This is a genomic window from Caballeronia telluris, assembly GCF_001544495.1.
Lineage (GTDB): Bacteria > Pseudomonadota > Gammaproteobacteria > Burkholderiales > Burkholderiaceae > Caballeronia > Caballeronia telluris.
This window is the reverse complement of sequence record NZ_FCNZ02000013.1, coordinates 1-20,463: the sequence shown is the minus strand read 5'-3', so window position 1 is coordinate 20,463 and position 20,463 is coordinate 1. Positions and strand designations below refer to the sequence as shown.

The following is a 20,463-nucleotide window of genomic DNA, read 5'->3' as shown; positions in this document are numbered from 1 at the left end:
CAAGATTTGAAGATCAGCCTGCGCGACGTCGGCGTGAGGTTCGACGTTGGCGCGCGACACGAGAGCCTGAGAACCACGGTGGTCAACGCGCTGCGGCGCCGCCGCCAAGGCGAAAAGCAGGAACGCCGTGTCGTGCATGCGTTGAAGGGCATCACGCTCGACATCGACCATGGCGAACGCGTCGGGCTCATCGGACTGAACGGAGCGGGCAAGAGCACAATCCTGAAGGTGATGGCGGGAATCTACCCGCCGACGTCCGGCGAAGCGCGCATCAACGGACACGTTTCGGCAATGTTCGAACTCGCGACCGGCTTCGAAATGACGCAGACCGGTTGGGACAACATTCGCATACGGGGCATGCTCCTAGGACTTTCGCCTGCAGAGGTCGAGGAACGTATTCATCAGATCGCGGAGTTTTCGGAGCTCGGCGAGTTTCTCGATTATCCGGTCAAGACTTATTCGGCGGGTATGTTCATTCGTCTCGCCTTTTCGGTCTCGACCGCGATTAATCCCGAGATTCTTCTGCTCGACGAGGTCATGGGCGCGGGCGACGTGCAATTCGCCAACAAGGCGAAGCAGCGCATGCATGAGTTTATGGAGCAAGGAAAGATTCTGGTGTTTTCGAGCCACAGTCTCGATATGCTCGAATCGTTCTGTGAACGTGTCATCTGGTTGCGCAAGGGCGAGATCGTCCTCGATGGGGCGGCAAAGGACGTGCTCAATGAGTACCGGCGCACCGCCGGTCAGTAACGCGAGTCGCGCGGCTACCCCGTGGCGGCGCTCACGCCATACTCCCTAGCAGCGACAACTACCATGATCGTCGATACGCTTACCCAGGACACGAAATGGCTACCAGGCGCCGGTGCGTCGGTGCGGGATGCGGTGGCCCCGGACGTGTCGCTTTTGCTCGTTGTTTCCTGCAGCGACTTGGCTATCGTCTCTCGCGCAATAGAATCCGCGCTCGCCCAGTCAGAGTTGTCGCTCGAGGTAATCGTCGTCGACGATAGCGGCGACACGGCTACCGCATCCTGGATCGATGACGTGTGCACCCGCGACGGACGCCTGTCCGTGTTGCGTCATCAAAGCCGGATCGGCATTCCCGCAATCGGCTGGGTCGAGGCCTGGAGACGAGCGCGCGGCGGTTTTTTCGTACTCGCACGAGAGGAAGATGAGTTCGACCGTGGCGCGCTTGCACATCTGCTCGAAGCACAGAAGAAGGCTCAGGCGGGCTGCGAGAATGCGATTGTCTATGGCTTTGTCGAGACTCAGATTCGAGATTTGGTGACCGGCGAGCCGATTGCCGAGTTTTCCACCGATCGCGGCAAGCCCGCGATCATGCTACGCGTATCCAACTTTGTTGGGCGCAACACGGCGCTGATTCCTCGCGCCGCATTCGATCTGGTCGGCTGCACCGACCCGCATGTCTTGCTTGCCCAGGTTTCCGAGTGGGACCTCTGGCGGCGGCTCGCGAACTATTTCCAATTTCAGCCCGTCGACGTTGCGATTGGCGTACGCCATCCTTCCTCGGCCCCTAGCGAATTGCTCGAAGTCGACCGCTGGGCGATCGAAGAGTGGATGCGTACGGAACGCGATCACGCGCTGAAACGCGAGAGCATCGCCAACTATGACGTGGTCGCCGCGTTCACGGAGCATGGCTGGCCGACACGTGCTGCGTGCGCGTTCGCGGCTCAGGCACTCGGTTTTCCGGCGGAGGAAGAGCTCGCGGAGACTATGGCCGCCGCGCCACCCGATGACCAGGGCTACATCCTCGTGGTGACAGTGCAGTACGACGCGTCGGTCGCGCTGTACTTCGACATGTTGCCCGAACCCTTGAGCCGGCGAGTGCTCGTAGTTCCGAATGAACCGGACCGCTATCTCAACGCGCTTGGACGCGCTACCGCCCTCGTGGTCGTTCGCGCCGTTCGCGTATATCAGTCCTGGATCGACGCGGCGCGAACGCTCGATGTTCCCGCCTATTACTTCTTGGATGACAACATGTCCGTACTCGCCGAGAAAGGCGAGGCGATGATGCATACCGAAGACTTCAGCAAGCGCGGGCTGAAGGAATCGCTACGGCCGTTTGCCGGGGCGTTGCTCAGTAGCAACGCGCTCGTCGACTATTTCCGCCGCAACGAGTTGCACACGCAACTGAGCCTCTTTCCCGTCGCATGCGCGCGGCAGGATGAAGAGCAAGCGCGTGCGGCCCATGGTAAGAAGCATGACGCGGATGAAATCGTCGTTGCTTTCATGGGCGGCTTCTGGCGTTCGAAGGGTTTGTGGGACGTCCTCATTCCCGCCTTGTCGCGCTTTGCCAGCGAAGGCCGCAAGATTCACTTCGTCGCGCCCGGGTTGCGCAGTAACGATGACGGGCTAGATAAGCTTCCTCCATCGCTGCGTGTGACGCTGCTCCCCTGGAGCGCCGGCTATCTTCATGTCGTGCAGAGGTTCGCACGATTTGCTCCGGACTTCATGCTGCTTGCACCGGGCGAAACCGCGAACAATCAGTACAAGACGCTCCATCCGGTTTTGACCGCGCGCCTGCTCAACGCGGTGGCCGTGTTGCCGCGAATCCCGCCATACCTCGAAATCGAGGATCGCGCGAACGCGCTCGTCGTCGAGAACCCCTTCGACATCGATGCGTGGCATGCGACGCTGCGCGGCGCTGTGGACGAGCGTTTCGATAGAGAAGCCATCCTGGCGCGCAACCGCACATTCTGCGCGGAGGCGTTCTCGGGCAACGTGAATCGCGACGTCCTGCTTGGCATACTGCGCGCGAACGGCGGCGCGCCATCCTGGGCGAGGCAGTATCATCGACTTACGGCGTTGCTGACGACACAAGGAAGCGGAACGACCGGTGTGCAGCACGAAGTCGACGAGGCTTTGCGACGCAACGCCGAGGAACTGCTTGCACTGCGACGCAACCGTCGCTTTTCGTGGCGTCACCGGATTCTTGCACGTCCAAACGACCTCTGGGCTCATTGCGCGCCAGCGTTTCTTCCGCTTCAGCGCGATGCGGTGAAGTACGGCTGGAAGCGGCGCGACAACAAACTCGAGTACAGCGACAGCCTGCATGATAAGGCCTATCACGACTACGAATTGACGCTCCCCGACACGACGCTGGGCGGCGTATCGCTCGCGATCGCGACCGACGGGCCTAAGCAGGCCAAATTCAAGATTCAGTTGATTTCACCTTCGGGCAAGCTCGCTGCCAGCGCGATCCGTGAACTCCGGCGCATCGATCTGAATCAGCCGGTTTCATTCCACTTCCCTGCGGTTCAGATCCAAGGAGGGCAGGTCTGGCGCTTACGTCTGAGTTGCGCCTCGACCACGCCGGTATATGTGTTCGAACTGACCAATCGCACGCATTTTCAGATGCTGTATGGTGCGCCGTCGCCGTTCATCGAATTGCTGGAGCCTAGCGGCAAGATCCCAGTGAGCGCCGCGCCCGTCAGCAACGACGCCGCTGGGATCGGAGAAGAACGTGCCCCGACCATCAAGGTCAAGATGATAGTCGAAGGGGACATACCGACGAATCAGATCATCGGCCGTCTCATTACGGAAGCGCTCGGCGAACTCGGCAGTGTCGAAAAGATCCTGGTGACGGATTTCACTCCGATGTCGGTGCTCGATGGCGGACTTGTGCTGCTCAGCCGGATCGCGAGTCCCGCCGCGGAGCCAATGCTGCAGTGGATGGCGCTGCATGGCATTCCCTATCTCTACTACATTGACGACAATTTCTGGGAATTGAAGGGCGATTCACCCGTCGCCCAGTTTTATCAATTTCAGCCCGTGCGCTGGACGTTGAGCCGTGCGATCAAAGGAGCAAAGGCCGTCATCGTGAATTCGGCACTACTTGGGGAATACATCAAGAAGATGTTCCCGCGTACGGAGATCGTGCATCTAAACGCGCCGTTCGATTTCTCGCTCGTCGAGAACACAGCAGCATTCGACAAAGGGCCGGGCGAAGTGCGCATCGGCTTTGCGGGAAGCATCACGCGCGCGCCGGACTTTGTCGAGATCCTCCCGGCGTTCCAGCGCCTGCTTGATTGCCACGCGCATGTGTCGCTCACGTTCTTCGGATATTGCCCGCCGGAACTGCGTGGTAGAGATCGGGTCTCGTTTGTTGAACCGGTGGTCGACTATGCGGAGTTCATTGCATTGAAGGCTTCGCAGGCACTCGATATTGGCATCGCCCCGATGACCGCTTCGACGGCAAACCTCTATAAGACCAACAACAAGTATCGTGAATACGGCGGACTCAAGATCGCGGGCGTGTACACGAACTCGTCTCCATACAAGGAAACGGTGATCGACGGCAAGACGGGCCTGCTCGTCGAACACACGACCGAGGCTTGGTTTAACGCGCTGGAACGGTTGGTAACCGACACGGACTTACGCGAGAGCATCGCCGAAGCGGCCTATGAGGACGTACGTTTGCGTTATGCGCAGAGCGTGGTCGCCACGCAATGGCGAACCATGCTCTGCGAATTTTCGAGCAAATACGGAACTGGCGATCCCATCCAGATGCCAGACGCTCGCACGCTTGCCATGATCCGTACGCGACAACGGCTGGGTCGCATCCGATTGCGTGCGATCGTCGGTATCGGGCGGGTCAAGACGATGATCGCCTCCCGCGTCACTCGCGTGAGAAGGAACGCCTGATGACGTTCACGAGGCGGCGAGCAGAGCCGGACGACGCGATTTGCGATTTGCGCATGGCTGCGGTCATCGTGACTTACAATCCCGCACCGGAGGCGTTCGCCGGAGTCCTCGCGGCGCTGCGACCGCAAGTCGAACGCGTTGTGATCGTCGATAACGGCTCGGCGAGTGCTATCGCGGATGCGTTGCAGGAAGTTGCGCTGCGCCGTGACTGCACCTTCGTGCGTCTCGCACGAAATGTCGGCATCGCGGCAGCGCAAAATCGCGGCGTCGAAACAATCGCACGCGAGTCAAAGTCGACGTCGGTGTGCAACTACATCCTGTTCCTCGATCACGACAGCATCGCGGCGAGTGACATGGTGCAACGTCTGCTCGACTCCGACTTGCGATTGCGTGCGCGTGGTCACGCTGTGGGAGCGCTCGGGCCGGTGATCGTGGACAAGCGCACGGGAACGAGCGGGCGGTTCATCTGTTCCAGACGCGGCGGATGGCTTTACCGCGAGACCTGTCAAGCTGGACGGGACGAGATGCCGGTCGACTTTCTGATTTCGTCGGGAACGCTCGTGCGCGCGGATGTCCTCGCTGATATCGGGGGCATGAACGACGATCTGTTCATCGATCATGTCGACACCGAGTGGTGCTTGCGTGCGCTCAATCGCGGCTATCAGTTATTCGCTGTGCCCGGCGCGAGGCTCACGCATTCGCTCGGTGACGAAGTCGTGAAAGTCTGGATGGGACGCCCTCGTGAGGTGTTCGTCCACTCGCCGCTGCGGGACTACTACATGTGCCGAAATACCATTCTGTTACTGCGAGAAGTGCCGATGTCTTGGGCATGGCGAGCCTTTCTGTTCCTGCGACTCCTTGGCTCGATGGCGTTCTTCGGATTGTGTGTACCCCCGCGTGGCACTCGCTTGCTTCGTATGCGGCAGGGCGTTCGGGATGGATGGGCCGGACGCCGCGGTGAGGCGACGCTCTAAGCGGAAAATTCGCTGCGCGAGGTCCGGCCGCGCGCGGCGAACCCTCTTGCTTTTCAGGTGAGCGCAAAAAATGGCCTGAATCCGGGACTCAGAAAGCCGCCCAATCTATCTTCCACAAACTCGTAGGCCCACACCGGGCCGTCGCATTCTCGGGCGAAGATACGCAGTCGATAGACACTGTCGGCCGTTTTCCAGCCACTGCCAAGATCGAACGAGACTGGCGCATACGGTGAGGCATCCGCGAGTTGGCATTCCTGATGCGCGACTATGTTCCCCCGGCTATCCACCAACTCGATGCCGACCGTTCCTCCCATTCCGAGCGCCGCCATGCTCACGCCGATCAGCACCTTGCGGAAGTCGGCGTCGATACTTCCGGTCGTGTACTCGCGATAGGCGACACGCCGCAAATCGTGCGACAGGGTCAGTCGAGCACCTTCATGCAGACCCTTCTGTTCTGAAAACTGGCGGAGCGGCTGAAAGTCCTCCGAAACAAGAGACCACAGGTTCTCTCTCGCGCGCAGACGATGTCGCACGCGGGCCAGCAGGCCCGATTGACTGCGCGAATAGTGATTGGCAAATTCGATGGCCCGCGCCCGGTTGTCGAAAGCCTGAGCGCTCAACGCAGGGTCGACTACTGGAACGCGCAAACTGGAAATAGACGCGTCGAAACTACCGTTCATCATGGTGACTGCACGCTTCAGACCCGTGTGACGCATCGCAATGAGCCGCTTGCTGCGTAGTGACTGGTGACTAGACTCTTTCACTACTTTGGCGATGAGTTCGGCGTAGTGGGCTGACAGTGCGCCGATCTCGTAGCGCGTCTCGGCGATTCGGCGTCCCTCCGCGCCCATGCGCGACGCGAGCGCGCGATCAGTCGCGAGCACGCGGATCCTTTCGGCTAGCCCCTCCGCATCGTTTCGGTCGACGAGGAAGCCGGTCTCACCGTCGTTGATCAACTGCTCGGGCCCGCCGCAACGGGTCGAGACTACGGCGCGTCCGCGGCTCATCGCCTCGATCGTGACGAACGAAAACGACTCGAGTTGACTTGCAACGACGACGCCCGTCGCGCCGTCATACACCGACTTGACGTCGAGCGTCTTGTCATGCAGGAAGACCGTATCGTCGAGCCTCTTGGTCCAGATGAGATCGCGCAGGTGATCGTGATAGTTTTCCGCGCCGTGCCCGTAGACGTGGAACTCAAAATTGCGCAGACCGCGCTCGCGCGCGATGCGAGCCGCTTCGATGAACATCGGCACGTTCTTGTTGACGTCGAGCGTGCACAGCATCACGAACTTGTTCGGCGCTCCCGCCGAGGCGTCGGCGAACGGCAAAGGTGCCCACGGCTCGAACAAGGTGCCGTTCGGAACGACCTCGATCGCGTCGCGCGGTACGCCGTAAAAATCGACGTAAAAGTCCGCTACGATCTGGGACGGGCATATTACCCGGCTGGCCGAAAGCAATTGCGCAGGATCCTCGAACGCCCAAAGCTGCGAGTTCAGCCGTGACAGCAGACGTTGGCTGATCAGCCCGTGGGAATGGATGATGACCGGAATTTCGAGACTCGCCGCTGCATAGACCGCCGGCGAGATGACGTTGGTGTTGACGACGACCGCATCAATCTCCAGCTCCTTGCACAGTGTCGAGAAGCGGCGTTGTTCGAGTTGCTTTCGTTCTTCGCGCTCGCGCATCCCTCCCGTGTCGCCGACTGACGGAAGATAGGGATCGTATTCCAATTTGATCGCGGGCAAGCGTGCCTGGACGATCTGGTCGAACATCGGTCCGCCGGCGCTCGGAAAGATGACGATGGGTGCGATCGACGACGGAAGGTTGCTGACGAAGTTGACGAGCGAGCGCTCTGCACCGGCGGGCGCCGCCGAGTGTGATACGAAGGCGACTTTCAAGGCTGGAGCGTTCATCGTTGGAACTCGCGCGTATTCGCGGTGTTTCGAATCAGTGTCCAGAACTGGTCCAGCACACGTTCGGTGGAGAAGTGATCGGTCACATGCGCGAGCGCTTGGCGCGCGACTGACGCGCGTGCGTCTTCATTGTCGAGCAGCCCTCGGATCGCGTCTTTCCATTCGTCCGCGCGGTCTTCCACCATGATTCCGGTCTTGTCGTGAGCGATGTGTGAGACGTAGGGTTCGACTTTGCTGAAAACTCCGGCCGCGCCGACGGCTGCGATCTCCAGATATTTGTTCGGGCATTTCGAGGCCTCAGTGCGCGTCTCGCCTAACGGCGCGATAAGAATGTCCGGCGCACGCCGACACACGATTTCCGCATAGCGCTTGTAGCTGAAAACGTAGGGCTGGAATTGCACTTTTCCGGCGGGCAGCGATCGGAGTTCCTCGGGCACTGCGTTCGACATGACGAAAACTTCCACGTCATCGCGCTCTTCCACTAGCTCGCGTAAGGCGCGAAACGCGCTCGTATCTTGCCGCGCCGATCCGACGTAGCCGACGATCTTTTTCTTGCGAGGTTCACGCGGCTGCCGCTGAAAAAGAGACAGGTCGATATTGGTCGGCATTACCACGAGATTGGGTGCGTAGGGCGCGAGATCTTCCGCGAGCACCTTGTTGTAGGTCAGGCAGACGTCGGCGCGTTCGAGACAGAACATGAAGTTCTCGAACATCGGTGCCCCTGGCTTGAAGAGGCCTTCGTATTCCTTCCACTCGCTGCCGATACTGAACCAGTTGTCGTCCAGCATATAGATGGTTGGAATGCCGTTCGCCTTGCAGAATTCCATCAGGGCGCATCCAGCCTGGGTCTTCACGCGACTGAAGATAACGAGGTCGCTGTTGAGCATATCCGCTGATGTCGCGGCCGTATCGAGGCTCGTGCGCCAGGTGATGAGATTGTCGCGTTCGAGCAGTTGGAAGAAGTTGAAGAAGCAGAGCTGATTGTGGGCCGGTTCGTTTGGCCCGCCAAGGACGGTAAGGCGCAGCGGCGTCATAGGCGACTCGCGCGCATCTGGCAAGCACGCGTTTTCCAGGCCCGCGATCGACGCAAAACGACGCAATTGACGGTTGAGTCGCTCGAGGTCGGCGTCCGCGATGCTGAGCGCAAAGCTTGCCACGTCCGCCCAGTCTACTTCGATACCGCCGGCGGGCGAGTGCACCGTACCTGCTCCGCGCATGACACGGCGTGCCATCATGTCGCCGCTCACGCCGACATCGGCGGTCAACGGATAGACGTGCCAGGACCAACGGCTCTGCGGAGAAGCTACGTCGATCGAGCGAATTTCGTGGCGCCGACTCAGTCGCAAACTGAAATCCCACCAGAAGCCGCGCTGCAACAGCGGTGACGTCGAGAAGCCCCCCAGCTCCTGGAACACGCTGCGGCGCACGAGCGTTGCCTCCATCGGAACGATGTCCGCGAGTTCGATCCATCCAGACGGGTAGCCGTTCGGCTCGAAACCTTCGCAACTCCAAAGCCACGATTCGACGGGATGCTCGCCGGTCGCAAAATGGGCGACGCGGCCCGCGACAGCGGGCTCGCCGTCCTTGATATTCATCGCAAGGCGCGAAAGCGAATGCGTCCAATCGAGAATCGGCGTGCCAGGCCACAGGAAGGCGACGTAGTCGCCCCGTGCTTCCTGCGCGCCGCGATTGAATAGGCACGCTGGCATCGATTGCGCGGGTTCGGTGATGAACACGCTTGGCGCACTCGCCGGCAGGTCCGACGCATCGATAGTCTGGTTCCAGTGTGCACCATCTGCGACGAAAATTACCTCGAGTCGAACGCCGTCGATCGCGAACGCTTCCGAAAGCTGTGATACCAGGTGGGCGAGCGGAGGCTGGACTTGCAGGTAATCGCCAATGACGGGAATGATTGCACTGATGGTCTTCTTGGTCACGAAGGTGCTGCCTTGATGATCAAACGGATGGCTTCGACGCGCGGAACGCGACCTGAAAACGAACAATTCGTCTGCGGTGTTGTCCGCGCTTTTTAGGACGGCGATTTTACCTTAACCGACGCGGTAACACTGCGTGGTAGAACTACCGATCGAGCATGGGTGCGTTGCCTTTTTTCTTGACTTGCGCTTGACACCCGGTCCGGTCGAGGTGGTTTGTACACATTCAGCCAACATAGAGGGTAAATTTTGTATCACCACCATTTATACATCAGGTTGTAACCCGAGAATGCATTCTGAACTTTAAGTCGTTCGTCCTCGCTCAGCGCGACTTCGCCCCGCACCGGTCTCGCCATCGCCTGACCGTAATTCGCGGAATGAGTGGCGTCCGTAGTGTCGAAATCGAAAAAGGTCTTGCCAAAACCACTTCGGCCGATCGAGTAGCCAAGAAAGTGCTCGGTCGCCTGGAATTCGCTTTCGTCGGCGTCGAGAATTTTTTCAAAATCGACGAAATGCATCGCACCGGACTTCGCAAGTTGCGACTCGGACGCGCGCCAGTAATAGTTGAAGACAAACGAAAGTAGCTCATCGAATGTCGTTGCACGGCCCTGCTTCGCGAAAACCTTGCCCATCGAGGCGACCACATTGACTGGATCCCTCACAACGCAGACGACTTTGGCCGTAGGAAAGAAGTCACGCAATTGATCCAAGTAGATCGTGATCTCGGGGTCCTTGAGAATCAACTGACTCCCTTCGATATGCGCGAAGTGGCTATGTGCAAGTCGGATAAACCCGTCGATCGATCGCGAAAACACGTCGGCCAAATCTGCTTTCGATTTGGCAAACGCTTTGAATCTTTGTGCGTCGGAATAGTTGAGAATGTCGTGATAAAGGCGAATCAACTGCGTTATATAGGTACATTCCGGGAGCATAGGAAAAGCTGACTTTCCTTCTGTAAGAAGATTGCAGAAAACGGTAGTGCCGCTCCGTGGGGCGCCGACGCAAAACGTCAGGCCGTAGGGGTAGTTAAGCATTCAGTGCCTTCTAGAAATTCATGTGGGACTCGCTTCGCCCGTCGGAGGTGCCGCTCGCAAAAAACCCGGGACCGGCCGGCGCGGCCGCGTATGTGCTCAGGATCGTCGGGTCTGCCATCCCGCCTGCGTTCCATGCCCACACTAGACGCACAATTATGACAAAATTCGACGAAAAACTGCTTTTGATCTGTCTGCCGAACAAGGAGAATTATGAGGCCGGTTCGACGAGGCAATATATATTTGCCTTTCGGCACGCATGTGCGGCAATCGATCCATTATCGGCAGATCAGCGGCTCTGGCAGCATAGTTGCTTAGGTTTGAAGCGAGCCAGCCGAAGAATTTCCACCAAAATGCCTTCCGTCGACATTACAAAATGTATCAGACGGTTCAATCGCTTACGCACTTATGCTATCTTGTCGAAGCATTTTTCGCGCTTCCTGACTATGCTGTCGCGTTTCGTTGACGAATGCGGCGGCGCGTTCTACTCGTAAGACCGCGCAATCCTGCTCCGGTAGCCGGTCCAATCCGGCCGTTCCGGTCAACCTGTTTACGTGCTACGTTTCACGGAACGTTTATGTCGAACACCGAAGCTTTTTCCCCGGCGAACATCAGATCAGGGACGTTGCCGGGCGATCCGGATACACCGGGGCAAGACATTAAAACCGGGTCCGCTGAGGGGCGAGAGAAACCGCCGCAGCCAGTTGTCCAGGACGAACTGAAGCTTTCGGATTTTCTGACTGAACTCGACGTTAGCGTCAACCTGCTCTTCGATGTCAATTGGTACCTGGAGAACAATCCCGGCGTTGCCGAAGCGAAGGTGCATCCGCTCGGGCATTACATCTCGTTCGGCGCGCGCGAACTGCGTAGCCCCACTCCGTTGTTCGACCCGCGCTATTACGTGTGTCAAAAGCCGGAGGTCATCGACGAGGAGAGCCACCCGCTGGAAGACTACCTGCGCTATGGCGGGTTTCAAGGTCTCGATCCGAACGAATTCTTCGACGGCCGCTGGTATCTGAGCGAATACGAAGACGCCAGAACGTCGGGGCTCAATCCGCTTCTGCACTACATCAAGTCGGGCGAACGAGCGGGCCATTGGCCCAGCGCGCTGTTTGATCCCGAGGCGCACAAGCGCGAGAATCCCGATGTCGACTGGAATCGGGTCAGCCCGCTTGCGCATTTCCTGGCACGGCGAGGGCCAAGCACCGGAACACAAGTCGTCAAGCAGCACTTTCGCGTCACGGCTGCACTCAGGCGCTTTCTTGGTAACGTGCGGCCCGACCTGGAAGGAACGCCTTGCTCGGTCGAGTTGCGAGTTCAGTCGCTCGAAGAATTCGTGCAGACGTCCGCGAGTCAGGCCGACGGTAACGAAGTACTTGCGCGTCCGACGAGCACTGTGCAGGGCCTCGGAAGCTCGGTCGCGTTTCCGGGCGCCCCTCTGGTCGCAAAACTGAACGATGTCATCGCTGTGGCGGGCACGCGCTATGTCGTGACCAATCTGAACACGGCCATTCACGACGAGGAGGCGCATTTTGCCGACCAGCCCGACGTGGCGGTCAAGTGGGCCCATACACGGCGCCTGCCGCGTCGTCGCGTCGTGCTCGAGTGCAAGGCGCGGCAGGGCGCGTGGGTGGAGAGCGGAATCCATCTGATGCTGGAATCTGCGAATAACTACTTCCACTTCCTCGTCGAAGCGTTACCGCGCCTCATCTTGGCGGAAATCGCAAACGTTCCGCCCTCGGTTCCCTTGCTCGTGCAAGACGATCTGCACCCGAACATCCGCGCGCTGATCGACCTCGCCAACATTTCGCGTCGGCCCGTGCTTTATCTCGAACCCGGCACCCTGTACAGCGTGAAGTACCTGTATATGGCCTCCGAGACCGCATCAATTCCCGATGCGTATTTTGGCGGCGAAGCGGCGTCTCAATCAGCGATCGATGTCGAACGCATACGCGCGGCGGTACGTCGGTGCGACGGCCGATTCCCCCGGAGTTCGAAGAGCGGCAATCGCAAGATATTCATCGGTCGAGGCGGCGCGAGGCGCGTATTGACGAACCAGCAGCAGATCGAAGGCCGCCTGGTTGAACTCGGATTCGAGATTGTGCGCGTAGACGACCTCGATGTGGAAACGCAGATCCGCCTGTTCCGGCAAGCGTCGGTGGTCATCGCGCCAACTGGAGCGCACCTGACCAACATGCTGTGGTGTGCGCCCGGCACGCGAGTCATAGTCCTTTCGTCGGATCACACCAGTCTTCAGCTCTACTTGTGGGAACTGCTCGGCCGGGTTTCCGGCGTCAGTGTTTCCTTTGTGCGCGGACCGCGTGCATACAAGTTGAACGGCAGGTACGGCGTACATGACGATTACGCCGTGGATGTCGAAGCAGTGGCCGCTGCCGCTCTGACCGAAACGCCTCAACGATAAGGACTTCCCGTGCTTGCTCCTGATCATCCATCGCTCGACAACGAAATTTCGGTCATGGATTTGCCGAAGATCACTGATCCGCGCGGCAATCTCACGTTCATCGAAGGCAACCGGCATGTGCCGTTCGATGTTCAGCGTGTCTACTACTTGTACGATGTCCCGAGCGGCGGTATGCGCGCCGGGCATGCGCATCATGAGTTGCAGCAGATCATCATCGCGGTGTCGGGCAGCTTCGATCTGGTCCTCGACAACGGTTTCGAAAGGCGCGTGCTGACATGCAACCGACCCTCGTCGGGCGTGCTGATCCGCTCGCTCGTCTGGCGTGAGCTGAATAATTTTTCGTCGGGTGCGGTGTGTCTCGTGCTTGCGTCGAAGCTGTACGACGAGAACGACTATATCCGCGACTACCAAACCTTCCTACGGGAAACCAGCAAGCGCTCGTCCAGATGATTCCCTTCTTTGACATGCATGCGGTGCAATCCACACTGCAGCAGCAGATAAGTGACGCGTTCGAACGCGTATCGCGTAGCGGCCATATGATTCTCGGCCCGGAGTCGACGGCGTTCGAAGAGGAGTTCGCGCATTACTGCGGTGCGCGCTTTTGCGTCGGGGTCGGCAACGGGCTGGACGCATTGGCGCTCACCCTGCGCGCATGGGGGATAGGTCCGGGAGATGAAGTACTGGTGCCCTCGCACACGTTCATAGCGACGTGGCTTGCGGTTTCAATGGTCGGGGCAACGCCAGTTCCCGTCGAAATTGACGAACACCATGTGCTGGACGCGAGGTGCCTGGCGGCGCGCATAACGCCGCGCAGCGCCGCGGTTATTCCAGTGCATCTCTACGGTCAGGCAGCAGCGATGGACGAGATTCGGGGGATCGCCGGAAAAGCCGGACTGCTCGTCCTCGAAGACGCCGCGCAAGCTCACGGTGCGAAGTATCGTCAAAGACGCTGCGGGTCGCTTGGGGATGCGGCCGCATTCAGCTTTTATCCCACCAAGAATCTCGGTGCGATGGGCGACGGCGGTGCGATCGTCACGGACGACGCCGCGCTTGCCGACAAGCTGATGGCGCTGCGCAACTATGGCTCGAAGGCGAAATACGTGCACGAGATACCGGGCACGAATTCGCGCCTCGACGAGTTACAGGCGGCCATTCTGCGTACCAAGCTTCCGTATCTCGATGACTGGAACGATCGCCGCCGTGCGATCGCGCAGCACTACACGGCCGGCTTGAAGGGGCTGGACGGCATCGAGACGCCGTTGATCGCGCCGCACAACGATCATGTTTTTCACCTATACGTAGTGCGCGCGAAAGAGCGCGAAAAACTGATTTCATTCCTCGCACACCGTGAGATCAAGACGGCTATTCATTACCCGCTGGCTCCGCACATGCAACGGGCGTTCAGCGAGTTGGGCATCCCGGCGAACGATTTGCCGCTTGCGCGTCGCGCCGCGGAAGAACTGCTGTCGCTCCCACTCTGGCCGCAGATGCGGATCGACGATGTCGATCGTGTAGTTGAAGCGTTGCGCGATTTCGCGCGCCGCTGAGGCCCTTGTTCGCCAGATGCGCAGACTCGAGTTAATCGTCACAGCCAACAGAGCTTCCGTATGTCAGACCCGCTTGTGACCGTCATCGTCCCGATCTTCAATCATGCTGCCTACGTACTGGAAACGCTGGGCAGCGTGTGCGCCCAGACTTACCAACAACTGCAGATCATCGTGATCGACGACGGCTCGACCGATGACGGCGCGTCCCTCGTGACACAAAACTTCGGCCCGCGCGTGCAACTTGTCGCTCAGCCTAACGGCGGACCGAGCGCTGCCGTCAATGCGGCTTTCCGGGTCACGGAAGGCGAGTACATCGCTTTTCTTGGTGGCGATGACGTCTGCGAGCCGCAGCGCATCGGGCATCAGCTCGAAGTCTTGCGAGCAACCTCGCACGACCTGGTTTTCGCAAAGCCTCAGATGATCGACATGGCAGGCGACCCCCTGCCTGATAGCGAGGTGCCGGTTCTTTACGTCGACCAGAAACCCGGTCCGGAGATGTATCGCCGTCTGTTTCTGCTCGGCAATTTCTTGTGCGGACCCAGCGCGATGATGCGCTCCCGGGTTTTGACCGAACTGGGGTTTTTCCACGAAGGACTCGTGGGCTTGCAAGATTTCGACTACTGGCTCAGGGCCTGCGGTCGAGGCATGAGCATCGGCGTCGACAGCGAGCGGGTCGTTCGTTACCGGCGTCATCCGGGCAATCTGTCGGGTACGCGCTCCGTTTCGGCATTGTCGGCGGAAACGGCATACGTATTGAGGCGCTCGCTCGACGATGCCTTGCCGCGCGTCGTTCGCGCCGCTTTCCCTCACGTCCTGCCGCCTCGCGTCGACGTTGACGCGCCACTGAGTATGTACGAAAAGAGCTTGCTGCTGCTCGCACACCCGTACAAGGAAGTGCAGGCGATGGGTCTTGGCTGCGCTTACGATATTGCCGAAAGAGGCGATTTGCGCGACCAAGGTGTTGGTCCCGATCTGAAAATGTTTCAATTTTTGTTGAATACGACCCGCGCCACGTAGTCCGCGTAATTCACGGACGCCAAGTGGCGCAATGTCCCGCATCAGGTTAAGGTTGCGTGGCAGAGGCTTTGAGCAGGTCAGCGTAACCCTATGAGCAATCTTCCATGCGTTCAAAGTTTTCCGTCGAATTGACCATGAAGCGGGTCGAGATTCAACCGGCCCTCTTTGCCGCTAAGCTTTCGCGTCTTACGCTTCAGAGCATACATTGCGATTTCACTGGCTCCGCTTGCGCCACGGTGAATGTTTGGCGCAACCATGCTATCGAGCCGATCCTCGAACTGGCTCGCCCATTCTTTTTCTGGGGCGGATGGAGCGCGAACACGCGTATCAGCGATTATGACGACACGCTGATGTTTTCCGGCCACGCTCAATGCGACGTCGAATTGCTCTGGCTCGACAGCAGTCGCTATCGTAAGGAAGGCGGCGCAAGCGGTGATTGGCTCGACTGGCTGGGCGGACGAGTAAGCGCACTGCGCGGATCGAGCACGGCGCCCATCGTAATCGCGACCTGGCTGGAGAGCGACGCCGAGCGCGAGAAAATGCACGCGCTAACCCAGCGACTTCCTGCCGTCCATTTCGCCGATTTGGCCGCGACTTGTACCGAAGCCGGCGTCAACCTGCTGGATCCGCGCACCGCCGCGATGGCGGGTACACCTGTCGGTAACGCTGCGCAGACGGTGCTCGCACGCAAGCTAGCGTGTCATTGGCTTGCTGCCGCGGTGCTACCGCCCGTCAAGGCGCTCGCGCTCGATCTCGATCACACGCTTTATGCGGGCGTCTTGGGAGAAGAGGGAGCGGAAGGCGTGATACTCACAGACGCACATGCGCGCTTGCAGACGTTCGCCAAGACGCTTAGCGAGCGCGGCATCTTCCTTGCGCTCGTTTCGCGTAACACGCGGCCAGATGTGGAAGGGCTTTTCCAGCTTCGCCGGGATTTTCCGCTCCAGTGGCAGCATTTCTCCGTGACTGAGATCTCATGGAACGACAAGGCGGAGGCGCTCGCACGAGTCGCAAAGGCGCTGCGTATCGCACCTGAAGCCGTACTGTTTGTCGACGATAATCCCGGCGAACTGGCCACCGTCGCGGGACGATTGCCCGGCGTGCACACGACGCATGCGCACGAGAATGCGGCGCTAACTGAGAACGCTGTACTCTACTATCCGGGCCTGTGGCGATGGAAGGTCGAGGCGGAAGACTCCAGACGTGTGAAAGATCTCAAGGCGAACATCGAACGTGAGACGTTGCTCGCAGAGGCGGCCGATCCCGCGGAGTACTTTCGCAGCCTTCAAGTTTCGCTCGCGTTTCGCCTTGATCCACGCGACCAGCTCGACCGGCTCGCAGATCTCTGTCAGAAGACCAATCAGTTCAACATGGCGCTGCAGCGCTTCAATCACGCGAAGCTGGCGGCGCTCATGGAACGGCCGGACGCCTGTGTCGCGAGCGTGCGGATGACGGACCGCCTCGCCGACAGCGGCGTAGTTGGCGTGATTGTCGCGCAACGGGCGGATGACAAGGTGATCATTGAAGAATTGTGCCTGAGTTGTCGCGCGATGGGCCGGCGCCTGGAGGATACGGCGATTCTGTCAGTCATTGGTTCGATGCCATTTGTCGCGCAGTGCGAGGAAATTGTGTTCCGTGTCAAGAACGGACCGCGCAATCAGCCGGCGCTCGCCTGGCTTGCGGCACTGCGTGGAGGCGCGTCGACCTTGTCCGATGGTTTGTACGCCCTGCCTGCGGATGTCGTGCGTCGGTTTGCACCGATCGATGGCGTGGAATTGCTCTACCCGGAACACGCGGACCGGTAATGCGAAATTCATCAATCGCTATAGGCAAAGTAACTATGGACCACGCACAAATCGAAGAACGGGTGGTTGCCGCGATCAGCACCGTGCTGAAGCGGCACTTCGAAACTGTCCAACAAATGACCCGTGAGCATGCGGCGGAGTGGGATTCGCTCAAGCACATGGAGATCATGTTCGTACTGGAGGACGAGTTCGGCACCGAGTTCAGCGAAGAGGAACTCGCAGATCTCGACAGTGCGTCTAAGATCGTCAGCGCCATCGAGGCGAAGCATGCGGCATGACATCAGTGTCGAGGGGCACGCGTTCCGGCTGCGTCCCATTGCGGATAGCGATGCGCAATTTGTCGTGGAGTTGCGCGCCGATCCCGCTTTGAATGCCTACTTGCACGCGGGCGCGCAGACGCGAGAGCAACAACTCGCCTGGCTGTCCTCGTATTACGAGCGCGCGGGTGATTATTACTTCGTGGTCGAGCGCAGAGATACCGATACGCGGGAAGGCGTCATCTCTCTGTATGACCTGGATGACGGCGCGCGCGCGGCGGAATGGGGCCGCTGGATCATTCGCCCGGGTTCCGTGGCGGCGGTGGAGAGCGCGTGGCTCATCTATCGGATAGGGCTGGAATCGCTCGGTCTCGACGCCGTATATTGCCGCACCGTCGCGGAGAACGCGAAAGTAGTATCGTTTCACGACTCGTGCGAAATCGCGGAACGCCGCGTGCTGCCTCGTCATTTCGAGATTGGTGGGCGCCGTGTCGATGCGGTCGAGCATCAGGTTACACGCGACACGTGGCCGCAGATCGGCGCTCGGCTGGAAACACTCGTGCGGATGGTCGCGAAGAGGATGTCTCGTGGCTGACCTTCCGACCGTTCCCGCAGGCTTCGATTTTCATCACGTCGGCTACGCGACGGCGTCAATGGCGAGAGAGCGGGAATTCTTCGAATTCGCGGGTTATCAGATCGAGGCCGATTCCTTCGAAGATCCGGTTCAAGGCATTGCGGGCTGTTTTCTGACAGGGCCGGGGCCGCGCATTGAGTTGCTCGAAAACCTGCCTGGTTCGCGTACCTTGACTCCCTGGCTCGACGCGGGCATCAAGATTTACCATTTCGCTTACTGCGTTGACGATATCGAGACGGCGCTGGCGTGGGCGCGCACGCATCGTGGGAAGGTGACCGTGCCGCCAGTCCCGGCGGTCGCATTCGGCGGTCGGAGTATCAGCTTTGTGATGTTCAGGACGGGGTTCATGTTTGAGTTCATCGACTCCGCGCTCGCATGCGCGAGGGGCAGCAACGAAACCGAGGGCGATATCTAATGAATCAGGAAGAACAGGACCGTTTGGAATCCATCTCTCAAGTGTCGCTGTATTCGGCCGGAGCCAACTCGGCGACCGTGCAATATTCGTTTAAGATCGCCGAGCGGTTTCTGACCGGAGAGACGTTGCTCGAGATGGGACCGGCGGAAGGCGTCATGACCGAACTGCTCGCGACGACGCGCAAGAAGCTGACGCTCGTGGAGGGATCGGGTCAATTCTGCGAGGATCTGCGTCGGCGTTTTCCGAAAGCCAACGTCGTACATTCGCTCTTCGAAGAGTTCGATTCGGCCGAGAAGTTCGACAATATCATTCTTGGTCACGTGCTGGAGCATGTGCAGGACCCGGTCGACATCCTCGCTCGAGCAAGGCACTGGCTCAAGCCAGACACTGGACGCCTGTTTGCCGCCGTACCGAATTCGCATTCCTTGCACCGCCAAGCAGCCGTGATCATGGGCATGCTTCCACAAGAGGACGCACTCAACGAGATGGACATCCATCACGGCCATCGGCGGGTGTTCGATCCTGCTTCGTTCCGCAACGCTTTTTATCAGGCGAAGCTGGAAATCGAGGTTTTTGGCGGCTATTGGATGAAGCCGGTGTCGAACAAGCAGATCGAGGAGCACTGGACGCCAGAGATGCTCGACGCGTTCATGAAATTGGGCGAACGTTATCCAGACATTGCGGGCGAAATCTATGTGGTCGCGCGCAATCGCAACACACGAGGATAGTGGCAGCACGCGTCGTCGCGGCGCCGATCTCCGCGACGACGCGTGCTGACGGAATGCCGACGTCAGCTTGTGCGGGCTACCGATCAAGGCAGCTTATCGGTCGATTAACGCTCTAAGCATGCCGATTTCATCGGCTAAGGAAAGCATGTCGGTTCTTAGCGACAGCACGGGCGAGGTTGGCGGCTCATAGGGATCGGAGACGCCCGTGAAATGGCTTATCGCGCCCGCGCGAACTTTGTGATAAAGACCCTTGGGATCGCGTGATTCACAAATAGCGATAGGCGCATCGACGAAAATCTCGAGGAAGCCTTTGCCGATGACGTCCTTCGCCATTTCGCGTCCAGTCCTGCTCGGAGAAATCACGGCGACGATCACGACGTCGACATGGGATAGAAAAAGCTTTGCAACGTGTGCCACGCGCCTGACGTTCTCCAAACGATCTTGCGAACTGTACGAAAGATCAGAATTTAATCCCGTGCGCAATTCGTCGCCGTCGAGAACAGCGCAACTCACGTGAGAGTCGGTCAGGCTCGCTGCCAGTGCACGCGCGATGGTCGATTTACCGGCGCCCGATAAGCCCGTTAGCCAGATAACCCGGGATGCTCGTTTCAAAACGACATTCATTGTTGCCTCTTTTGAATTCCGAGTGGGTGGTTTAGCGAGTCAAGGGCGGGCGTGAGCCCGGCGCAGCGCACCCTTGGGGCGCCTTGAATCGATAAGCTGGGGCATGGCTGGTTGCGGCAGAATGCTGCAACCAGCCATGCGGGACGAAGCGATGACGAATCAACTCTTTGAAGCCGCCTTGGGAATCAAGGCCCCGTGGTATGTGCAAGGTGTCGACTTTGATACTGCCAAACGGCAGCTCACAATTGCCGTGGACTTTGTTGCCGGCAGCCGTCTTCGGTTTGCGTGGCATACATGCTCCTTGAGCTACATCTTATGCCCGCACACGAAATTTATGACAGGCCCGCCGATTCGCCTACCCCGGGCTCGCCGGCGAGCACCCTGCGCATGACACGCAAATCAAGCGGCTGCGCCACCTTAATTTTTTCCAACACGAGTGCTATCTGGAAGTGCGGGTGCCGCGAGTGCGCTTGCCGGACGGCTCGGTACGGCTGGTC

The 20,463-nt window shown here is 59.2% G+C and carries 16 protein-coding genes and 1 pseudogene; 13 read left to right on the top strand and 4 right to left on the bottom strand.

All coding sequences use genetic code 11. The features are described from left to right. Positions 1 to 6: 6 nt before the first annotated feature. The 3 genes from AWB66_RS17685 (at position 7) to AWB66_RS17675 (ending at position 5,636) form a co-directional block, all read left to right on the top strand. Positions 7 to 750 (top strand): ABC transporter ATP-binding protein, encoded by a 744-nt coding sequence (locus AWB66_RS17685; protein ID WP_200819006.1) that lies wholly within the window; start codon positions 7 to 9, stop codon positions 748 to 750. Positions 751 to 813: 63 nt separating this feature from the next. Continuing rightward, positions 814 to 4,662 carry a glycosyltransferase gene (locus tag AWB66_RS17680; RefSeq protein ID WP_087631486.1) on the top strand — a complete coding sequence of 1,283 codons (3,849 nt, stop codon included), beginning with the start codon at positions 814 to 816 and terminating at the stop codon, positions 4,660 to 4,662. Beyond that, a complete protein-coding gene (locus AWB66_RS17675; RefSeq protein WP_159462917.1) occupies positions 4,662 to 5,636 on the top strand; it encodes a glycosyltransferase family 2 protein in 975 nt (324 codons plus the stop codon). The genes AWB66_RS17680 and AWB66_RS17675 overlap by 1 nt, the downstream gene beginning before the upstream one ends. Positions 5,637 to 5,689: 53 nt before the next feature. On the opposite strand, the gene AWB66_RS17670 is transcribed toward AWB66_RS17675, so the two are convergent. From AWB66_RS17670 to AWB66_RS17660, 3 genes are all read right to left on the bottom strand, one after another. Continuing rightward, the gene (locus AWB66_RS17670) at positions 5,690 to 7,552 is read right to left on the bottom strand and encodes a glycosyltransferase family 4 protein (RefSeq protein WP_087631484.1); all 1,863 of its coding nucleotides are present in this window, start codon (positions 7,550 to 7,552) and stop codon (positions 5,690 to 5,692) included. Continuing rightward, a complete protein-coding gene (locus AWB66_RS17665) occupies positions 7,549 to 9,489 on the bottom strand; it encodes a glycosyltransferase (RefSeq protein WP_125469743.1) in 1,941 nt (646 codons plus the stop codon). Before AWB66_RS17665 ends, AWB66_RS17670 begins: the two co-directional genes overlap by 4 nt. Positions 9,490 to 9,740: 251 nt before the next feature. Next, positions 9,741 to 10,520 carry a sulfotransferase family protein gene (locus AWB66_RS17660; protein WP_087631482.1) on the bottom strand — a complete coding sequence of 260 codons (780 nt, stop codon included), beginning with the start codon at positions 10,518 to 10,520 and terminating at the stop codon, positions 9,741 to 9,743. A 574-nt stretch (positions 10,521 to 11,094) separates the two neighbouring features. Between AWB66_RS17660 and AWB66_RS17655 the strand changes: the two genes are divergently transcribed. The 9 genes from AWB66_RS17655 to AWB66_RS17615 all read left to right on the top strand — a co-directional run bounded on the left by AWB66_RS17655 (position 11,095) and on the right by AWB66_RS17615 (position 19,342). Then, positions 11,095 to 12,939 (top strand): glycosyltransferase family 61 protein, encoded by a 1,845-nt coding sequence (locus AWB66_RS17655; RefSeq protein WP_159462916.1) that lies wholly within the window; start codon positions 11,095 to 11,097, stop codon positions 12,937 to 12,939. 9 nt (positions 12,940 to 12,948) lie between these two features. Further along, positions 12,949 to 13,389 carry a sugar 3,4-ketoisomerase gene (locus AWB66_RS17650; RefSeq protein WP_235021153.1) on the top strand — a complete coding sequence of 147 codons (441 nt, stop codon included), beginning with the start codon at positions 12,949 to 12,951 and terminating at the stop codon, positions 13,387 to 13,389. Next, positions 13,386 to 14,486 (top strand): DegT/DnrJ/EryC1/StrS family aminotransferase, encoded by a 1,101-nt coding sequence (locus AWB66_RS17645; protein WP_087631479.1) that lies wholly within the window; start codon positions 13,386 to 13,388, stop codon positions 14,484 to 14,486. Before AWB66_RS17650 ends, AWB66_RS17645 begins: the two co-directional genes overlap by 4 nt. A 60-nt stretch (positions 14,487 to 14,546) precedes the next feature. Then, positions 14,547 to 15,503 (top strand): glycosyltransferase family 2 protein, encoded by a 957-nt coding sequence (locus tag AWB66_RS17640; RefSeq protein ID WP_087631478.1) that lies wholly within the window; start codon positions 14,547 to 14,549, stop codon positions 15,501 to 15,503. Positions 15,504 to 15,607: 104 nt separating this feature from the next. Continuing rightward, a complete protein-coding gene (locus tag AWB66_RS17635) occupies positions 15,608 to 17,308 on the top strand; it encodes an HAD-IIIC family phosphatase (RefSeq protein WP_200819005.1) in 1,701 nt (566 codons plus the stop codon). A 35-nt stretch (positions 17,309 to 17,343) separates the two neighbouring features. Continuing rightward, entirely contained in the window at positions 17,344 to 17,586 is a 243-nt protein-coding gene (locus AWB66_RS17630) for an acyl carrier protein (RefSeq protein WP_087631477.1), read from the top strand. Then, positions 17,576 to 18,160, top strand: a complete 585-nt coding sequence (locus AWB66_RS17625; RefSeq protein ID WP_087631476.1) for a GNAT family N-acetyltransferase — start codon at positions 17,576 to 17,578, stop codon at positions 18,158 to 18,160. Before AWB66_RS17630 ends, AWB66_RS17625 begins: the two co-directional genes overlap by 11 nt. After that, the gene (locus AWB66_RS17620; protein ID WP_200819004.1) at positions 18,153 to 18,614 is read left to right on the top strand and encodes a VOC family protein; all 462 of its coding nucleotides are present in this window, start codon (positions 18,153 to 18,155) and stop codon (positions 18,612 to 18,614) included. Before AWB66_RS17625 ends, AWB66_RS17620 begins: the two co-directional genes overlap by 8 nt. Further along, positions 18,614 to 19,342: a class I SAM-dependent methyltransferase gene (locus AWB66_RS17615; RefSeq protein WP_087631474.1), complete on the top strand. Its 729-nt coding sequence runs from the start codon at positions 18,614 to 18,616 to the stop codon at positions 19,340 to 19,342. Before AWB66_RS17620 ends, AWB66_RS17615 begins: the two co-directional genes overlap by 1 nt. A 93-nt stretch (positions 19,343 to 19,435) precedes the next feature. Here AWB66_RS17615 and cysC read toward each other — a convergent pair whose 3' ends face one another. Then, complete coding sequence (cysC, locus tag AWB66_RS17610; RefSeq protein ID WP_087631473.1) at positions 19,436 to 19,966, bottom strand: adenylyl-sulfate kinase; 531 nt, start codon at positions 19,964 to 19,966, stop codon at positions 19,436 to 19,438. Positions 19,967 to 20,117: 151 nt separating this feature from the next. Here cysC and AWB66_RS17605 point away from each other — a divergent pair. After that, positions 20,118 to 20,463 (top strand): annotated as a pseudogene (locus AWB66_RS17605) (hypothetical protein); the annotation flags it as partial.

Coding starts and splice junctions, on each gene's coding strand:
- AWB66_RS17680 (WP_087631486.1), top strand. CDS start 814: ATGATCGTCGATACGCTTACCCAGGACACGAAATGGCTACCAGGCGCC.
- AWB66_RS17675 (WP_159462917.1), top strand. CDS start 4,662: ATGACGTTCACGAGGCGGCGAGCAGAGCCGGACGACGCGATTTGCGAT.
- AWB66_RS17670 (WP_087631484.1), bottom strand. CDS start 7,552: ATGAACGCTCCAGCCTTGAAAGTCGCCTTCGTATCACACTCGGCGGCG.
- AWB66_RS17660 (WP_087631482.1), bottom strand. CDS start 10,520: ATGCTTAACTACCCCTACGGCCTGACGTTTTGCGTCGGCGCCCCACGG.
- AWB66_RS17655 (WP_159462916.1), top strand. CDS start 11,095: ATGTCGAACACCGAAGCTTTTTCCCCGGCGAACATCAGATCAGGGACG.
- AWB66_RS17645 (WP_087631479.1), top strand. CDS start 13,386: ATGATTCCCTTCTTTGACATGCATGCGGTGCAATCCACACTGCAGCAG.
- AWB66_RS17640 (WP_087631478.1), top strand. CDS start 14,547: ATGTCAGACCCGCTTGTGACCGTCATCGTCCCGATCTTCAATCATGCT.
- AWB66_RS17635 (WP_200819005.1), top strand. CDS start 15,608: ATGCGTTCAAAGTTTTCCGTCGAATTGACCATGAAGCGGGTCGAGATT.
- AWB66_RS17630 (WP_087631477.1), top strand. CDS start 17,344: ATGGACCACGCACAAATCGAAGAACGGGTGGTTGCCGCGATCAGCACC.
- AWB66_RS17625 (WP_087631476.1), top strand. CDS start 17,576: ATGCGGCATGACATCAGTGTCGAGGGGCACGCGTTCCGGCTGCGTCCC.
- AWB66_RS17615 (WP_087631474.1), top strand. CDS start 18,614: ATGAATCAGGAAGAACAGGACCGTTTGGAATCCATCTCTCAAGTGTCG.
- cysC (WP_087631473.1), bottom strand. CDS start 19,966: ATGAATGTCGTTTTGAAACGAGCATCCCGGGTTATCTGGCTAACGGGC.